11 protein-coding genes are annotated in these 15,158 nt (G+C 72.9%); 9 read left to right on the plus strand and 2 right to left on the minus strand.

Features of this window, described 5'->3' with window-relative positions:
* The first annotated feature begins 283 nt into the window (after positions 1–283).
* The 5 genes from ABZ404_RS24855 to ABZ404_RS24875 are packed head-to-tail and all read left to right on the plus strand — an operon-like array spanning position 284 to position 7,677.
* Positions 284–1,555, plus strand: a complete 1,272-nt coding sequence (locus ABZ404_RS24855) for an AMP-binding protein (protein ID WP_358834234.1) — start codon at positions 284–286, stop codon at positions 1,553–1,555.
* On the plus strand, positions 1,552–2,859 hold the full coding sequence (locus ABZ404_RS24860) for an MFS transporter (RefSeq protein WP_358834235.1): 1,308 nt from the start codon (positions 1,552–1,554) through the stop codon (positions 2,857–2,859). The genes ABZ404_RS24855 and ABZ404_RS24860 overlap by 4 nt, the downstream gene beginning before the upstream one ends.
* Complete coding sequence (locus ABZ404_RS24865; RefSeq protein ID WP_358834236.1) at positions 2,856–3,992, plus strand: GNAT family N-acetyltransferase; 1,137 nt, start codon at positions 2,856–2,858, stop codon at positions 3,990–3,992. Before ABZ404_RS24860 ends, ABZ404_RS24865 begins: the two co-directional genes overlap by 4 nt.
* A complete protein-coding gene (locus tag ABZ404_RS24870) occupies positions 3,989–5,137 on the plus strand; it encodes an acyl-protein synthase (protein ID WP_358834237.1) in 1,149 nt (382 codons plus the stop codon). Before ABZ404_RS24865 ends, ABZ404_RS24870 begins: the two co-directional genes overlap by 4 nt.
* Before the next feature lie 26 nt (positions 5,138–5,163).
* Positions 5,164–7,677 (plus strand): acyl-CoA reductase, encoded by a 2,514-nt coding sequence (locus ABZ404_RS24875; protein ID WP_358834238.1) that lies wholly within the window; start codon positions 5,164–5,166, stop codon positions 7,675–7,677.
* Between the two features lie 52 nt (positions 7,678–7,729).
* Here ABZ404_RS24875 and ABZ404_RS24880 read toward each other — a convergent pair whose 3' ends face one another.
* A complete protein-coding gene (locus tag ABZ404_RS24880) occupies positions 7,730–8,077 on the minus strand; it encodes a VOC family protein (RefSeq protein ID WP_358834239.1) in 348 nt (115 codons plus the stop codon).
* An 80-nt stretch (positions 8,078–8,157) separates the two neighbouring features.
* Positions 8,158–8,973: a uracil-DNA glycosylase family protein gene (locus tag ABZ404_RS24885; RefSeq protein WP_358834240.1), complete on the minus strand. Its 816-nt coding sequence runs from the start codon at positions 8,971–8,973 to the stop codon at positions 8,158–8,160.
* A 144-nt stretch (positions 8,974–9,117) separates the two neighbouring features.
* Here ABZ404_RS24885 and ABZ404_RS24890 point away from each other — a divergent pair, with 144 nt between their 5' ends.
* From ABZ404_RS24890 to ABZ404_RS24905, 4 genes are all read left to right on the plus strand, one after another.
* On the plus strand, positions 9,118–10,749 hold the full coding sequence (locus ABZ404_RS24890; RefSeq protein ID WP_358834241.1) for an amidohydrolase family protein: 1,632 nt from the start codon (positions 9,118–9,120) through the stop codon (positions 10,747–10,749).
* A 24-nt stretch (positions 10,750–10,773) separates the two neighbouring features.
* Positions 10,774–11,658, plus strand: coding sequence for a hypothetical protein (locus ABZ404_RS24895; protein WP_358834242.1), 885 nt, complete (start codon positions 10,774–10,776; stop codon positions 11,656–11,658).
* The gene (locus ABZ404_RS24900; RefSeq protein ID WP_358834243.1) at positions 11,651–11,962 is read left to right on the plus strand and encodes a hypothetical protein; all 312 of its coding nucleotides are present in this window, start codon (positions 11,651–11,653) and stop codon (positions 11,960–11,962) included. The genes ABZ404_RS24895 and ABZ404_RS24900 overlap by 8 nt, the downstream gene beginning before the upstream one ends.
* A 90-nt stretch (positions 11,963–12,052) precedes the next feature.
* Complete coding sequence (locus tag ABZ404_RS24905) at positions 12,053–15,148, plus strand: hypothetical protein (RefSeq protein ID WP_358834244.1); 3,096 nt, start codon at positions 12,053–12,055, stop codon at positions 15,146–15,148.
* Positions 15,149–15,158: the final 10 nt, after the last annotated feature.

Consider the following 15,158-nt stretch of genomic DNA (forward strand, 5'->3'; position numbering starts at 1 on the left):
TCCTGGTTCCGGCCGAACGCCTTCGATCGTTGCATGATCAACCGGTTTTCCCCGTAGGAATCATTGTTTTCGGCCAGGAATACCGGTGGATGTGCGGCCAACTTTGCGATTCGCGCGCGGATGTTCCATCATCGTGACCGCGCGTCAGTTCTCGACGCGCCTCAAGGCGCCGGGGGCACGGGGAAAACCCCTGGACGTCGACCGATCCCGCAGGCGGCGAGCACCTCATCGCGCCCTGCCGCGGTGATTCCCGCCCGACTCCGTTCACCTAGGCAAAGGCCGCATGTCCGCCCAGCAGCTTTCGGACCTCATCCGGTTCGCCCGTCACAACTCGCCCTTCTACCAGGAGCTTTACGCGTCCCTGCCACCGGACGCCAGCCGCCTCACCGACCTGCCGGTCGTGGACCAGGAGGCGTTCTGGGCGGCCAACACCCTCGACGGCAACCGCGTCCTGACCGGACCGCTCAGCGAGGCGACCGTCTACAAGACCGGCGGCACCACCGGGGCCCCCAAGTTCTCGGTCTACACCCGCGACGAGTGGCGCACCTTCGTCACCGTCTTCGGCCAGGGCCTGGTGGACACCGGTCTGCGCCCCGGGCACCGCGTCGCGGACCTCTTCTACGCGGGCGAGCTCTACGCCAGCTTCCTGTTCCTCCTCGACTCGCTCGCCCACGCCCCCGTGGACAACGTACGGCTGCCCATCGGCGGCGCCGCGCCGCTGGAGTCGACGGTGGCGACCCTGCGGGAATTCGCCGCGCAGGTCCTCACGGGCACCACGACCACGCTGTGCCGCCTCGCCGAGCACGTTCTCGCGGCGGAGCTGCGCCTGGACGCGGTCGAGCTGGTCCTCTTCGGCGGCGAGGCCCTCTTCGCCGACCAACGGCGGCTGCTGGCCGCCGCCTTTCCCAACGCGGCGATCCGCTCGGTGGGTTACGCGAGTGTCGACGCGGGACTGCTCGGCCGCCCCGTGCCCGGCCCCGACCCCCGGGTGCACCGCGCCTTCACGCCGCACTCGGTCGTCGAGATCCTCGACGACACCACCGGCGAGCCCATCACCGAGCCGGGCCGCCCCGGCCGCGCCGTGGTGACCAGCCTGTTCCGCCGCCTCATGCCCGTCATCCGCTACCCCGCGGGCGACCGCGCCGAGTGGACCGACACCGAGCGCGGCCACTTCCGCATCCTCGGCCGCGCCGAGGAAGGCGTGCGGGTGGGGCCCGTGTCCCTGTACGCGCAGGACGCGCAGGACGCCGTCGCCCAGGCCGACATCGAGGGCCGTATCGCCGGTATGCAGCTGGTCGTACGCCGCTGGGAGGGACGCGACGGCCTGGTGCTGCGGCTCGCCACCGCCCCGGGCGACGACGACCCGGCCGTGCTCGACGTCCTCGCCAAGGCCGTCGTCACCGAGCTGGAGAGCGCCCGGCCGCTGTACCCGGACAGCGTGACCGCCGGCTTCGTGCACCCGCTCTCGGTCGAGTGGGCGCGCCACCGCGACCTCGCCGTCAACCCGCGTACGGGCAAGCTCGTCCGTGTCCTGGACGAGAGGCCCACGATATGAGCGCCCCGCTCGTGGACGGGGGCCGCCGCGCCCCGCTGGTCCTGCGCAACCGCGCCTTCGGCGCCGTATGGCTGAGCCAGGTCCTGACCCAGGCGGCCGTCCGTATGTTCCAGGTCGGCGTCTCCTGGTGGCTGGTGGCCTACGCGGTCGAGGGCGGACGCGGCCTCGCCTCCGGCCTGTTCATGGCCGTCAGCACCCTGCCCGCCGTGGCGCTCGCCCCGGTGGTGGCCCGTGTCGTCGCCCGCAGCGCCCACCGCTCGGTGCTGCGCACGGCCGCCGCGGTGGCCGGAGCCGTCGCCCTCGCGCTCGCCGGGTGGGCGTGGACGAGCGGACTTCCGCTGCCCGCCGTCTATGCCGCGACCCTGGCACTCGCCACCTGCCAGGCCTTCTTCGACCCCTGTCTGACCACCTCGGTGCCCGAACTCGTCGACGACGAGGACATCGAGACCGCGACCGGTTTCGAGCTGTCCACCCAGTCCCTGGCCGGGCTCGGCGGGGCGCTGCTCGGCGCCGTGACCGTCGACCGCGCGGGCTTGGCCGGGCTCGGGGCGGGCTGCGGGGCCGCCTACCTCGCCGCCGCGCTGCTCATCACGGGCGTCCGCTTCCGTACCGCACCCGGCGCCGACGGCGAGCACACCGAGAACACCGAGCACACCGCACCCGGGCGGCGCACGCTCCGCGCGATCCTCGGCGGACTGCCGTACGTACGCCGCATCCTGGTGTGCTTCACCGCCGCCAACCTCTTCACCACGGCCGTGTTCGTCGTCATCCCCCTCTACACCCGCACGGTCCTCGACGGCGGCGGCTCCACCGTGGCCCTCCTGGAGGCGTCCCTGGGGTGCGGCACGCTGCTCGGCTCGTTCACCGGCGCCCGGGTGCCGGGCCGGCCCACCGTGACCGGCGCCTGCTGTCTGGCGCTGATGGCGGGCGCCCTCGCCCTGCCGGGCCTGTTCCCCGGGCGGCCGGTCTTCGCGGGGAGCCTGGTCGTGGCCGGCTGGTGCGTCGGCGTCATCGGGGTCCGCTTCGTGGCCCTGTTCCAGCGGCTGGTGCCCGCGGCCGACAAGCCCGGCTTCTTCGCGGTGATGCAGGCGGTCCTCGGCGCGTCCTTCCCGGTGGCCTCGCTGCTGTTCGGCCTGGCCGGGGACCAGCTGTCCGCGCGGACCCTGTGCCTGGTCCAGGCGGCCGGACTGCTGCCCGCCGCGGTGGCCCTGGCCCTGCTCGGGTCCCCCGACTCACCCGCGGACAGCACGAGTCCGAGCGAACCCACCGCCCGGACCCCCGAGACCGTCGGGAGCGAGCGGTGAACGCCCTCGTCACCCCGGCCACCGGCGCCGACATCGCCGAACTGCGCCAGCTCTACTACGCCGTCTACGGGCCCCACTACCCGGCCGGGCTCGGCACCGACCCCGCCGAGATGGCCCGCCTCATCCAGGACCCCGACTCCCTGTGGCTGGTGGCCCGTTGCCCACAGACCGGCGCGCTCGCCGCGTCGGCCGCCATCCACGGCGAGCCGGGCAGCAGGATCGGCCGCCTCGAAGGCCTGGCCGTCCACCCCGAGCACCGCGCCGGCGGCCTGGCCGCCCTGCTGACCGAGGCGCTCTGCGCCCGCATGCTCGACAGCGGGCGCCTGGACTCCGTGTACGCCACCGTCCGCACCGTCAGCGCCGGACCCCAGCGCGTCGTCGCCCGCAACGGGTTCCGCCCCCTGGGCGTCCTGCCCAACGCGGTCGATCTCAGCAGCCGTGAGAGCCTCGCGCTCTACGCGCGTCACTCGGCCGGGGTCCTGGAGCGCCGCGTACCGGTCACCGAGGTGCCCGCCGCGCTGCTCCCGCTCCTGAACGCCGTGGAGGGCTGTCTCGGCGTCAGTTACGGCGACGTCCGCGCCACCGGCCCGCTCCCGGCGCCGGAGCGCGGGGACACCGAACGCCTGGAGATGATCGAGGCCCCCGCCTTCGTGCGCCGCCGCTTCCACGAGCGCTTCCCCGACACCGCCGGGTGGTTCTACCCGCTGCACACGCCCAATGTGCTGCTCACCCCCGAGGACGGCCGGTTCGAGGTCTACGCGTACCTCAACCGCACCGGCGGCTACTGCTCGCTCCTGACCGCCCACCCCGGCCCCGCCGCCGCTGCCGCCCACCTCGAACCCGTGACCAGGGCCCTGACCCGGGCCGGGGCGGGCTATGTGGAGGCGCTGGTGCCGCTCGCGCACCACCAGGCGCTCTCCGCGTTCCTCGCGCAGGGCTTCGTCGCGGGCGCGCTCTACCCGGCGATGCGCGCGGACGGCGACGGCTTCCACGACTACGTGGTGCTCTCGCGCACCACCGAGCAGATCGACTTCCGCGGCGTCGTCGTCGAGCCGCCCCTCCAGCCCTATCTGGACTGCTATGTGTCGGCCTGGACGTCGACCTACCTGCCCACCCCAGAGGTTGCCTCATGAACCCCCATCTCGCCCCGGTCGGCGTCCCCGACCCCGCGCTCCTGCCGCATGTGCAGGAGCTGTGCGACCTGACCGACCCGTACGCCTGCGGGCCCGCCGTGGACGAGCTGTTCGCCGCGGCCATGGCGGAGACCAACGCCTGGCACGCCGAACGCTCCCCGTTCTTCCGCTCGCTGTACGAGGCGACGCCGCCCGCGCACCCCTACCGGGCCCCGCTGGTGCACGCCACCTTCTTCAAGCGCCACGAGGTGCTGTCCATCCCGCGCGAGGACGTCGACCTGCATCTGACCTCCTCCGGCACCACCGGCCAGAAGTCGCAGATGTTCTTCGACCGCTGGACCATCCGCTCGGCCCAGCGCATGGTCGCCCGCATCTTCGAGCGCAACGGCTGGATCACCCCGGACACGGAGGTCAACTACCTCCTCTACAGCTACGAACCGTCCCCCGCCCTCAACCTCGGCACGGCCTTCACCGACAACTACCTCTGCGACTTCGCGCCCGCCCGCACGGTGGAGTACGCGCTGCGCAACACCGGCGACGGCCACGAGTTCGACCCCTTCGGCTGCGTCGCCGCGCTGCGCCGCTTCGAGCAGGACGACGCCCCCGTGCGCATCCTGGGCTTCCCCGCCTTCCTCTACTTCACCCTGGAGCGGATGCGCGCGATGGGCCTGCCGCCGCTGCGCCTGCCCGAGGGCTCCCTGGTCGTCCTCGGCGGCGGCTGGAAGGGCCACGCCGACCGGAGCATCGGCAAGGACGAGCTGTACGCCCGCGTCACCGAGCAGCTCGGCATCCCCGGCGACCGCATCCGCGACACCTTCGGATCCGTCGAGCACTGCATCCCCTACATCGAGTGCGACCACCACCGGCTGCACGCCCCCGTCTGGTCGCGCGTCGCCATCCTCTCCACCGCCACCCTGGAGCCGCTGCCGTACGGCGAGAGCGGCTATCTGCACCTCGTCTCCCCGTACATCACCTCCGTACCGGCGCAGAGCGTCGTCATGGGTGACCTCGCCTCGCTGCACCCCGGCTCGGAGTGCGGGTGCGACCTCGGCACCGACTGGTTCACCGTCCACGGACGCGCCGGAGTGAGCCGCAACAAGAGCTGCGCGGTGGCCGCCGCCGAACTGATGAAGGGCATGTCGTGACCGCGCGGACAGAGACGGAGAGGGATATGGAGACCGAGACCATGGACGGGACCGGCGGGCCCCACTACTGGCAGGGCGCGTTCATCGGCGACGAGGAGGCCGGGCGGCGCCTGGCCACCCTGCCCGCCGTCGTCCAGGAGGCCCTGGCGAGCCCGCTGGAGACCGAGACGGTCCTGGCCGCCTGCGACGCCCTCGCCACGGCCCTGCGCGACCCGGCGCACCCGGTGCGCGACCGGCTCGTACGGCATCTGCCCGAGGGCGAGGACGCGGCGCTCCTCGACGAACTCGGCACCCACCTCAGCCGTACCGAGCTGACCCGCAAGCTGCGCCGCGAACTGGGCGGGACCGCCCCGGGACGGCTGAACCGGCCCGACGCCCGCGAGACGGTGTACGAGGCGTGGGCGCCGGTCGGCCTCGTCGCCCACATCGCGCCGGGCAACGCGGCCACCGTCGCCCCGCTCAGCATCGTCGAGGGCCTGCTCGCCGGAAACGTCAACATCCTCAAGACCAGCGGCGGCGACACCCTCCTCACCCAGCACCTGCTGGCCGAGCTCGCCGCGTTCGACACCTCCGGCGCCCTCGCCGCCCGCGTCGTCGTGCTGCGCTTCTCCTCCTCCCGCAAGGAGTGGCTGGAGCAGATGTGCGCGCCCGCCGACGCCGTCGCCGTATGGGGCGGCGAGAGTGCCGTCGAGGGGATCGCCGCCCATGTGCCGCCCGGCTGCCGGCTGGTGGAGTGGGGCCACCGCATCTCCTTCGCCTACCTCACCCGCGACGCCTGGGACGAGAGCGAGACGCTCGAGGCCCTGGCGGACGACGTGTGCCTCCACGAGCAGCAGGCCTGCTCCAGCCCCCAGGTGGTCTATCTCGACACCGAGGACGAGCGGGACGTCTTCGCCTTCGCCGAGCGCTTCGCGGAGGTCCTGGCGGCCCGGCCCGCGGCCGTGGAGGAGCCCGACATCGCCGAGCAGGCCGAGCTGACCACCACCGAGCTCGTCGCCCGCCTGGAGGAACACCTCGGTCTGACCAGGGTGTTCGCCGCTCCCGACGGCTCCTGGCGGGTCATGGCCGACACCCGTCCGGCCCTCACCGCCTCGCCGCTGCACCGCAGCGTGTGGGTCAAGCCGCTGCCGCGCGGGAAGCTGATCGCGACCCTGCGTCCGATGCGCCGCTACCTCCAGACCGTCGGCATCGCGGCGAGCCCCACCGACACCGCCGAACTCGCCCGCGCCGCCTTCGCCGCGGGCGTCACCCGCGTCACCCCGCTCGGTGCGATGCTCGCGGGGTACTCGGGAGAGCCGCACGACGGGGTGTACGCGCTCCAGCGCTACAGCCGCCGCGTCGCGGTCCAGGCCGACGCCCGGTTCGCCACCACCGCCTGCCTGGACGACCTGGCCCGGCCCGTCCTCCTGCCGCCCCCGAGCGGCCCGCTGACCGGCAAGGAGGAGGCCCAGGAGCTCAACCGCCAGGTCTCCAGGGCCGACGCCGAGCTGTACTTCCACAGCGGCGGCAGCACCGGCGCCCCCGCGCTCTCCCTCTTCAGCTACGACGACTACGACACCCAGATGCACGCCGCCGCCCGCGGCCTGCTCGCCGCGGGCTACGACCCGATGGCGGACCGTACCGCCAACCTCTTCTACTGCGGCGGTATGTACGGCAGCTTCATCAGCTTCTTCTCCATCCTGGAGCGCCTGGGCGGCGTCCAACTGCCGCTCGCGGCGGGCCCCGACCACCGGGCCACGGCGCGGGCGCTGATCGACCACCGGGCGGACACCCTTTTCGGTATGCCCTCCTACCTGTGGCAACTGCTGCACGAGGAGGCGGACGCGCTGCGCGCGTACGGCGGCATCCGCAAGGTGTTCTACGGCGGCGAGCACTTCACCGACGCCCAGCAGCGCACCCTGCGCGACACCTTCGGCATCGAGGTCGTACGGTCCATCACGTACGGCAGCACCGACCTCGGCCCGCTCGGCTACCAGTGCGCCCGGAGCACCGGCGGCGTCCACCACCTGCACGCCGATCTGCACACCATGGAGATACTCGACCTGGAGGCCGACCGCCCGGTGGCCCCGGGGGAGACCGGCAGGCTGGTCTTCACCACGCACGCCCGGCGCGGCCAGCACCTCGGGAGGTATGTGATCGGCGATCTCGGCCGCGCGGTCGAGGGCCGCTGCCCGTGCGGCAGCCACGCACCCCGCTTCGAACTGCGCGGCAGGACCGGGGACGTGGTGCGGGTCGCCACGTACTTCCTCAACCACCGCCGTTTCGCGGCCATCGCCCAGGAGCGCGCCGGCTACAGCGGTGAGCTCCAGACCGTCCTCATCCGGCAGGACACCCGCGAGCGGCTCACCGTCCGGGTGGAACGCGCCGGCGCGGCCGACCCGGAGCGGCTGCGGGAGGCGTTCCTGGCCGGCTATCCCGAGCTGCGCTCCGCCGTCACCGAGCGGCTGCTCGACCTGGCGGTGGAGGCGGTCGACGGCGCGAAGCTGGACCGCAGCCCCACCAGCGGCAAGCTGCGCGCGGTGGTGGACCTGCGCGGATAACCGCCGCCCCGCTGCCGGCCCGGACGATACGCCCGGGCCGGCAGGGGCCCTGTCAGCGGTGTGCCAGCACGTTGACCACCCGGCCGTCGGGGTCGCGGACGAAGAACCGGCGCACACCCCACTCCTCGTCCTGGAGCGGATGCACGATCTCGGCGCCGCTCGCTCGTACGGCCGCGTAGGCCGCGTCCACGTCGTCCACCTCGACGCTCAGGTCGGGCACCACCGGCGCGGTCCTGTCCTCGGACATCAGGCTGACCTGCGCGGTGGCGGCGGCCGGAGAGGCGAGCGTCATGATCCAGCCGTGGTTCATCACCTCCTCGAACCCCAGCAGTCCATAGAACTCCCGGCTCCGGGGCAGGGCTTCCGTCCGGATGTTGGGCACTACGCGGCGCACGGCCATGGCGGTCTCCGGTCTCCATAAGGGCACAGACGGGTTTCGGTCGCTCCTAGGAGTACCAGAAGCGGCCCCGCGGCCGGGATTCAGGTGAACGGGCGCTGGTCGGCCGGAATTTGGACGGTGATCGTGGCCCGCTTCTCCGCCGGGGTCGCCCCCTGCCGGGAGGCCCACGGCTCGTCGGAGCGCATCCACGCCGGGAGCCCCGCCGGGAGGTCGCCCGGGGGGATGGTGGCGAGGTCCGCCGGGGTCAGGGTGGTGCCGTAATGCACGAGCGGGCGCGCGGCGTCGGGCGTGACCGTGCCGTGCAGGGCGTCGAGCGCGCTGTTCCAGTTCGTCAGCAGCTTCGCCATCGCCACCGCGGGGTCCGTCCCGGAGCCGGCCGCGCTGTCGGGGTAGGTGGGATGGAGGATGTGCTGGTAGGCACCGGTGTACGCGGCGCCCGACGTGGTCTCGCGCCAGCTGTGGAACGCGGTGTCCGCGAGGCCGCCCAGGGCGATCACCGCCTCGATGGGCTGGTGCTCGACGATCGCGTCCAGCCAGCGGTGCCGGTACGCGGCGATGTGCTCGTCCCTGGCGTGCGCGGTACCGCCCTGCTGGCCGTAGACGCTGTACAGGAACGTATTGACCATCACATAGCTCGTGTCGACGCCGAGTTTGGCGAGGAAACCCTGGAAGCGGCGGCCCGCGGTGCCGACGAGGATGCGGCGCGTGATGGCCTCGTGGGCCGCCGGGTCCTGGCCGATGACCAGCACGCGGGCCGTGCCGTCGAGCCGCCCGCGGTGGAAGATCGGGCCCCACTCCACGCGGAAGTGGTTGACCGGATAGATGTCGGGGCCGGGGTGGTCGCGTACGAGCGTGGCGTACGGCTCCTGCGCGTAGCCGGGGTCGAAGGGCTGCATTCGGGCTCCTACTCCATGCGGGCGATCAGTCATGACAGAAGGTGATCGCCGGATGACATTACGGCATGGTGTCTATTAAGTGATGTTCATCCGATATGCGGTGTTCATCCTTACCTCCTCGGGAGGACGAGAAGGGACGCCCGTATGTCACCTGGAGCAGACGCCCCGGATACCGGCCGGTACGCCCTGCGCGGCCGTATCGTCACCCTCGACCCGGCGGACACCGTGCTCGACGACGGAGTCCTCTATGTGTCCGGCACGCTCATCGAGGCGGTGCTCCCGGCCACCGCCCCCGCCCCGCCCGGGTTTGCGGGCGTGACCCCCCTCGACACCCGGGGCTCGGTCTACCCGGGGCTGATCGAGCTGCACAACCACCTCCCGTACGACGTGCTGCCGCTGTGGCAGGTGCCGAAACGGTACGGCAACCGCTCGCAGTGGGGCGGCAGCGGCAACCCCGCCTACCGCACCCTGGTCACCGGCCCGATGAAGGTGCTCGGCCAGGACCCCCGGCTGATGCCCGCCGTCGTGCGGTACGTCGAGGCGAAGGCCCTCGTCAACGGCACCACCACCAGCCAGGGCATCGCCCTGTTCAGCAACGCCGGGGCCCGCCGGATGTACCGCGGCGTCGTCCGCAACGTCGAACAGACCGACACCCCCGACCTGCCCGAGGCCGCCTCGCGCATCGCGGACGTGGAGGCGAAGGACGCCGAGAAGTTCCTGGCCCGCCTCAAGCAGCCGCACCGCCTCCTCCTGCACCTGGCCGAAGGCACCGACGCGGCCGCCCGCGCGCACTTCCAGGCCCTCCAGTTCCAGCCCGGCAAGTGGGCCATCACCGAGAACCTGGTGGGCATCCACTGCACCGGCCTGAACGCCGAGGACTTCACCGTGTTCGCCGCGCACGGCGGCTCCATGGTGTGGTCGCCGCTCTCCAACCTCCTGCTGTACGGGAAGACCGCCGACATCGCCGCCGCCAAGGAGGCCGGTGTGCTCATGGGTCTCGGCTCGGACTGGTCGGTGTCCGGCAGCAAGGGGCTCCTCGGCGAACTCAAGGCGGCCCGGCTGGCGTCCACCGCCGCCGGATCCGTCTTCAGCGACCGGGAGCTGGTCGCGATGGTCACCCGGGACGCGGCCCGCATCCTGCGCTGGGAGTCGGCCCTGGGGTCGCTGGGCGCGGGGATGCGCGCGGACCTCGTCGTCGTCGCCGGCACCCACGGCGACCCCTATACCTCCCTCGTCGACGCCCGCGACGAGGACATCCGGCTGGTGGCCGTCGACGGCGTCGCCCGCTACGGATCCGGGCGGCTGATGCGGGCCCTCGCCCCCGGGGAGAACCTGGAGCCGGTCCCCGGGACGGCGGGCGAGCACGTACTGCGCCTGGACGACGGGACGGCCGACACCATCGTCGCCGGGCTCAGTCTCGGTGAGGCCACCGAGAGGCTGGCCGGCGCGCTGGCCGACCTCCCCGCGCTCGCCGCCACCCCCGTCCCGCCGATCACGGCGTCCCCCGGCGGCGGGGTGCGCTGGCAGCTGGCCCTGGACGAGATCGAGCCCACCGGCGCCGAACTGCGCCCGCGCCTGCCGCTGCTGAGCGCCAGTGGCGAGACGCACCCGACCGGGCCCGGGATCGGCCCGCTCACCGCCGCACCGGCCGAGCTGGAGCCGGTCGCGCTGGACGCCCTGACCGCGTCGGGCGACCCGGTCTTCCTCGCCACCCTGGCCGACGAGGGGAACCTGCCCGCCGACTACGCCGAGGCGCTGGCCCGCCTGCTGACCTGACCCTTCCCCAGACAAGGAGCCCCCATGCTGGTCACCCAGCTCGCCCTCGTGTCCGAGACCGACCAGATCACCTCGTCCCAGCTCACCCGGGTGGCCGCCGCCCTCCAGAAGCAGGCCATCCGGGACTTCGCGCCGCTGTGGCAGATCCCGGCGTCCGTCGACGCCTTCGACAGCCTGCACGACGTGCCGGTCGGCTACTGGCCGATGATCGTCCGCGACGACATCGGCGAACCCGGCGCGGCCGGTGTCCACATGGACAAGAACGGCCAGCCCTTCTCCCTGATCCAGTACAGCGACAGCTGGTCGCTGACGGCCAGCCACGAGATGCTGGAGATGCTCGGCGACCCCTGGGGCAACCGCCTGGTGGCGGGGCAGTCACCGAAGAAGGACCAGGGCGTGGTGGAGTTCCTCGTCGAGGTCGCCGACCCCTCCGAGGCGCCCGAGAACGGCTACACCATCAACGGCTTCCTCGTGTCGGACTTCTTCACCCCGAACTTCTACGACCCCGTCACCGCGCCCGGCGTCCGCTACAGCTTCACCGGCAAGCTCGACGGGCCGCGCAAGATCCTCGAAGGCGGCTATCTGAGCTGGCGCGAACCGGTCACGGACCACTGGTGGCAGCAGATCTGGTTCGACACCAAGGGCCCCGTCTTCCGCGACCTGGGCAAGCTCACCGCGCACGCCGGAAGCCTGCGCTCCGCCATCGACGCGCACACGAGGACCAACGCGCGCATCGCCGCCAGCGGCCCGGAGTCCGACCGCTTCAGCGCCGCCCGGACCCTGACCGCCACCGTCAAGAGGACGACCGCCTCGCGCGCCGATCTGTGGCGCTCCCAGATCGACGAGCTGAAGGCCGGTCAGGTCACCGAGGGGACCTGGCAGGGCGGCGGCAAGCACGACCATGGGTAGCACACCGCGCTCCGGCGCCTCCGGCCCGCGGGAAGAGCCCGAGGACGACGCGACCCGGACCCCTGAGCCCGAGACCTCCGAGCCCAAGACCCCTGAGCCCGAGACCCCTGAGCCCGAAACCTCCGAGCCCAAGACCCGCGAGCCCGAGACCGGGCCGACGCCGTCCACGCCCGGCGAGGAGAGCCTGCGCGAGGCCGTGCACCGCCGGATGCGCGAAGTGGACGACCGCCGCGCCGGGAAGCCCGCCCCGGGCGACGACAAGGCACCCGCCGACGACGTGGAACCGGAGGAACCTCCGGACTGACCCGCGCGTACGGTCCGGGTGGCACACCGAAACGGGGACGGTGGACCACCAGGACGGTACGCATGACCACCGACCTCATGAGGTGAGCCGATGCCTCACTCCTCGCCGCCGCTCGCGACCACCGTCCGGCCCGCCCGGCCCGTCACCGCCCGCCAGGGCTTCCTGCGGGCCTGGGCGGCGCTCGTCCCGGCGGCGCTCGGCCTCGCCTACTTCCTGTGGCGCGCCCCGGACGTCGACCTCCCCCGGCTCCAGCTCGCCGGCTCGGCCACCGCCGCCAAGGAGGTGTACGACGGGCACGCCGCCGCCTTCCGGGACGCGCTGGTGGCCCATATGGTCTGGATCGCCTGCGGCGCCGCGACGCTGCTGCTCGTCTTCCAGATCGGGCACCACACCTACGCCGGGCTGCGCGGCCGGCAGGTCGCCCACTGGGCGCTGATCGCCACGTTCGCCGGGGCGGTGTTCGGCCTGGTGGAGAACGGCCTGCTGGTCGGCGCGCTGCGGGCGCACGGCCGCGTCCGCGACTGGCCGTTCGCGACGGCCGCGGCGCTGGAGACCGTCCGATGGCTGCTGCTCGGAGCGGCCACGGTCGTCGGCGTGGTGGTGTGGGCCACCACGGTCACACGCGCGGGCAGAGGCATGCTGGCACGGCCGACGGCCACGACCCCCGACACCGGCGAGGAGCAGGATCAGAGCCAGGACCGGGACGAGGACCAGGGCGAGGGCCAGGACCGGGGCCAGGGCCAGGGCCAGGATCAGGAGCAGGATCAGGAACAGGGCGACGGCCAGGGCGAGGGCGACGGCCAGGGCCAGGATCAGGGCCAGGGCCGGGGCGAGGGCCAGGACCAGGGTCAGGACCAGGGCGCGGACCACGAGACGCCCGCCCCGCCGCCCCCCTCGTCCCACCACGACCACGCCCCCTCCACCCCCGAGCTGGTCCCGCCCTGGCCCGTCATGGAGGCGGACGGCCGGTTCTGGCCGACCGGCGTCGCCCATCCGCACACCGAGCCCGGGGTCGTCTCGGCGCACTGGCGCTACCACAGCACCACCGCCCCCGGCCGGGACCACGCGGAGCTGGGCTTCTGCGTCTCCGGAGGCGGTATCCGCTCGGCCACCGTCACCCTCGGAGCCCTCCAGGCCCTGCGCCGGTCGCTGCGGCAGGCCAGGTACCTGGTCTCCGTCTCCGGCGGCGGCTACACCGTCGGCGCGATGCAACTGGCCCTCAACGGCAGCCTCACCTCCGAGCAGGTCTTCACACCCGGCTCGCCCGAGGAGGACCATCTGCGGCGGCACTCCAAGTACGTCGCCGACGGCACCGCGCAGTGGATGGTCGCCCTCGGGGTGCTGCTGCGCGGCCTGCTCGCGTCCCTGCTGCTCCTGGCCGCCGCGACCGCCGCCATCGGACTGGCGCTGAGCTGGGCCTACCACGCCGTACCGGTGACCGACCTGACCCCGCTCGCCCACCCCGGTGTCCGCTTCTGCGCGGAGTGCACCGCCACGCCGCCGCGCCCGGCGTTCCGCGACCCGGCGGTGTGGGCGGTCGCGTACACGCTCGTCGCCACCGCCGGGCTCTGGCTGCTGTGGCTGGGCGCGTACGTCTGGGACCGCGCCGACCACCTGGCGCGCTGGTTCGCCCGGGCCTTCCAGGCGTTCGTGGTGCTGACGCTGGCGCTGACCGTGGTGGTCTTCGTGCTGCCGCTGCTCGCCTGGGCGGCGGTCTACCTCCAGACCCGGCATCAGGTCACCCGGCCCGACGCCACGGTGGGCGCGGGCCTGACCGTGCTGGTCACCTATGTCGCGGCGCTGGTGGGCACGTTGTGGCGGCGGCGCCAGACCGTGCGCACGGGTCTGTCCAGGGTGATGGACGTGGTGCGCGGACGCTCCGGCCTGAGCCGGGCCGTCCCCAACGGGTTCGTGCAGTATCTGGCGGTGTGGGTCGTGCTGCTGCTGCTCGCGGCCGTCTTCCTCCTCGTCCTCGGGTGGGCGACGGCGACCGGCTGGGCCTGGCCGCTGTGGCTCCAGATCTGCGTCCCGGCCGTGCTGGTGTTCATCGGCTCGCTCCTGGACCAGACGTGGATGAGCCTGCACCCCTTCTACCGCCGCCGCCTCGCCTCCGCGTTCGCCGTACGCCGCGAGGTGCTGGCCGGGACGGACGGCACGCAGGTGGCCCGGCCGTACGACTTCGCCAACGAGACCACCGCGCTGAGCGTGTACGGGGCGCGCAAGGAGGGTTTCCCGCAGGTCATCTTCGCCGGGGCGGCCAACCTCTCCGGCAGCGAACGCACCCCGCCCGGCCGCAGGGCGGTCTCCTACACGCTCTCCCACGACTACGTCGGCGGCCCCGACGTCGGCTACGCCTGCACCACCTGTCTGGAGCGGCGCTCCAAGCGGCACATCGCCCGGGATCTGACCGTGCAGTCGGCCGTCGCGATCTCGGGTGCCGCCTTCGCCTCCGCCATGGGGTCCCAGGCGCGGGCCTTCCAGACGCTGTTCGCCCTGTCCAACGCCCGGCTGGGCAGCTGGCTGCCCAATCCCGGGGCGCTGGCGCGGCAGTGGAACGCGCCGCCCTGGCCCTCGCCCCCGGCACCGCTGATCCGCCGTCTGCCGTATCTGCTGCGCGAGGTCGTCGGCCGCTATCCGATGGACGACCGGCTGCTGCTGGTGACCGACGGCGGCCACTACGAGAACCTCGGTCTCGTCGAACTGCTGCGGCAGGGCGTGCGGACGGCGGTGTGCATCGACGCCAGCGGTGACATCCCGCCCTTCGCCGCCACCCTCGCCCAGGCGATCGCGCTCGCCCGCGAGGAGCTGGGCATCACCATCACCCTGCACGAGCCGACCACCCTGGTCCCCGGCGGCAGCGACCCGCTCCAGCCGCCCGGCGTCCTCTCCGAGCTCAACGCCCGGCTCTCCCGTACGTCGGTGGTCACCGGTGACATCACCTATCCCGAAGACCTGGACATCGACGGCCGCCGGGACCGCCACGGCACCCTGATCGTGGCCCGCACCACGCTGACGAAGGACCTGCCGTACGAACTGCTCTCGTACGCGGCCGCCCACCCGGTCTTCCCGCACGACAGCACCAGTGACCAGTGGTTCGACCACCGGCAGTTCGACGCGTACCAGAACCTCGGGCGCTGTATGGGGGAGCGGGTGCAGGAACTGCTGGACGGGATGGAGGCGTCCTGAGAGGGGAGAG

Origin of the sequence: Streptomyces sp. NPDC005878 (assembly GCF_040629815.1) — a bacterium.
Taxonomy (GTDB): domain Bacteria; phylum Actinomycetota; class Actinomycetes; order Streptomycetales; family Streptomycetaceae; genus Streptomyces.

Excerpts from the sequence above, each read along its gene's own strand:
- ABZ404_RS24855 (WP_358834234.1), top strand. The coding sequence starts at position 284 with ATGTCCGCCCAGCAGCTTTCGGACCTCATCCGGTTCGCCCGTCACAAC.
- ABZ404_RS24860 (WP_358834235.1), top strand. The coding sequence starts at position 1,552 with ATGAGCGCCCCGCTCGTGGACGGGGGCCGCCGCGCCCCGCTGGTCCTG.
- ABZ404_RS24870 (WP_358834237.1), top strand. The coding sequence starts at position 3,989 with ATGAACCCCCATCTCGCCCCGGTCGGCGTCCCCGACCCCGCGCTCCTG.
- ABZ404_RS24875 (WP_358834238.1), top strand. The coding sequence starts at position 5,164 with ATGGAGACCGAGACCATGGACGGGACCGGCGGGCCCCACTACTGGCAG.
- ABZ404_RS24880 (WP_358834239.1), bottom strand. The coding sequence starts at position 8,077 with ATGGCCGTGCGCCGCGTAGTGCCCAACATCCGGACGGAAGCCCTGCCC.
- ABZ404_RS24885 (WP_358834240.1), bottom strand. The coding sequence starts at position 8,973 with ATGCAGCCCTTCGACCCCGGCTACGCGCAGGAGCCGTACGCCACGCTC.
- ABZ404_RS24890 (WP_358834241.1), top strand. The coding sequence starts at position 9,118 with ATGTCACCTGGAGCAGACGCCCCGGATACCGGCCGGTACGCCCTGCGC.
- ABZ404_RS24895 (WP_358834242.1), top strand. The coding sequence starts at position 10,774 with ATGCTGGTCACCCAGCTCGCCCTCGTGTCCGAGACCGACCAGATCACC.
- ABZ404_RS24900 (WP_358834243.1), top strand. The coding sequence starts at position 11,651 with ATGGGTAGCACACCGCGCTCCGGCGCCTCCGGCCCGCGGGAAGAGCCC.
- ABZ404_RS24905 (WP_358834244.1), top strand. The coding sequence starts at position 12,053 with ATGCCTCACTCCTCGCCGCCGCTCGCGACCACCGTCCGGCCCGCCCGG.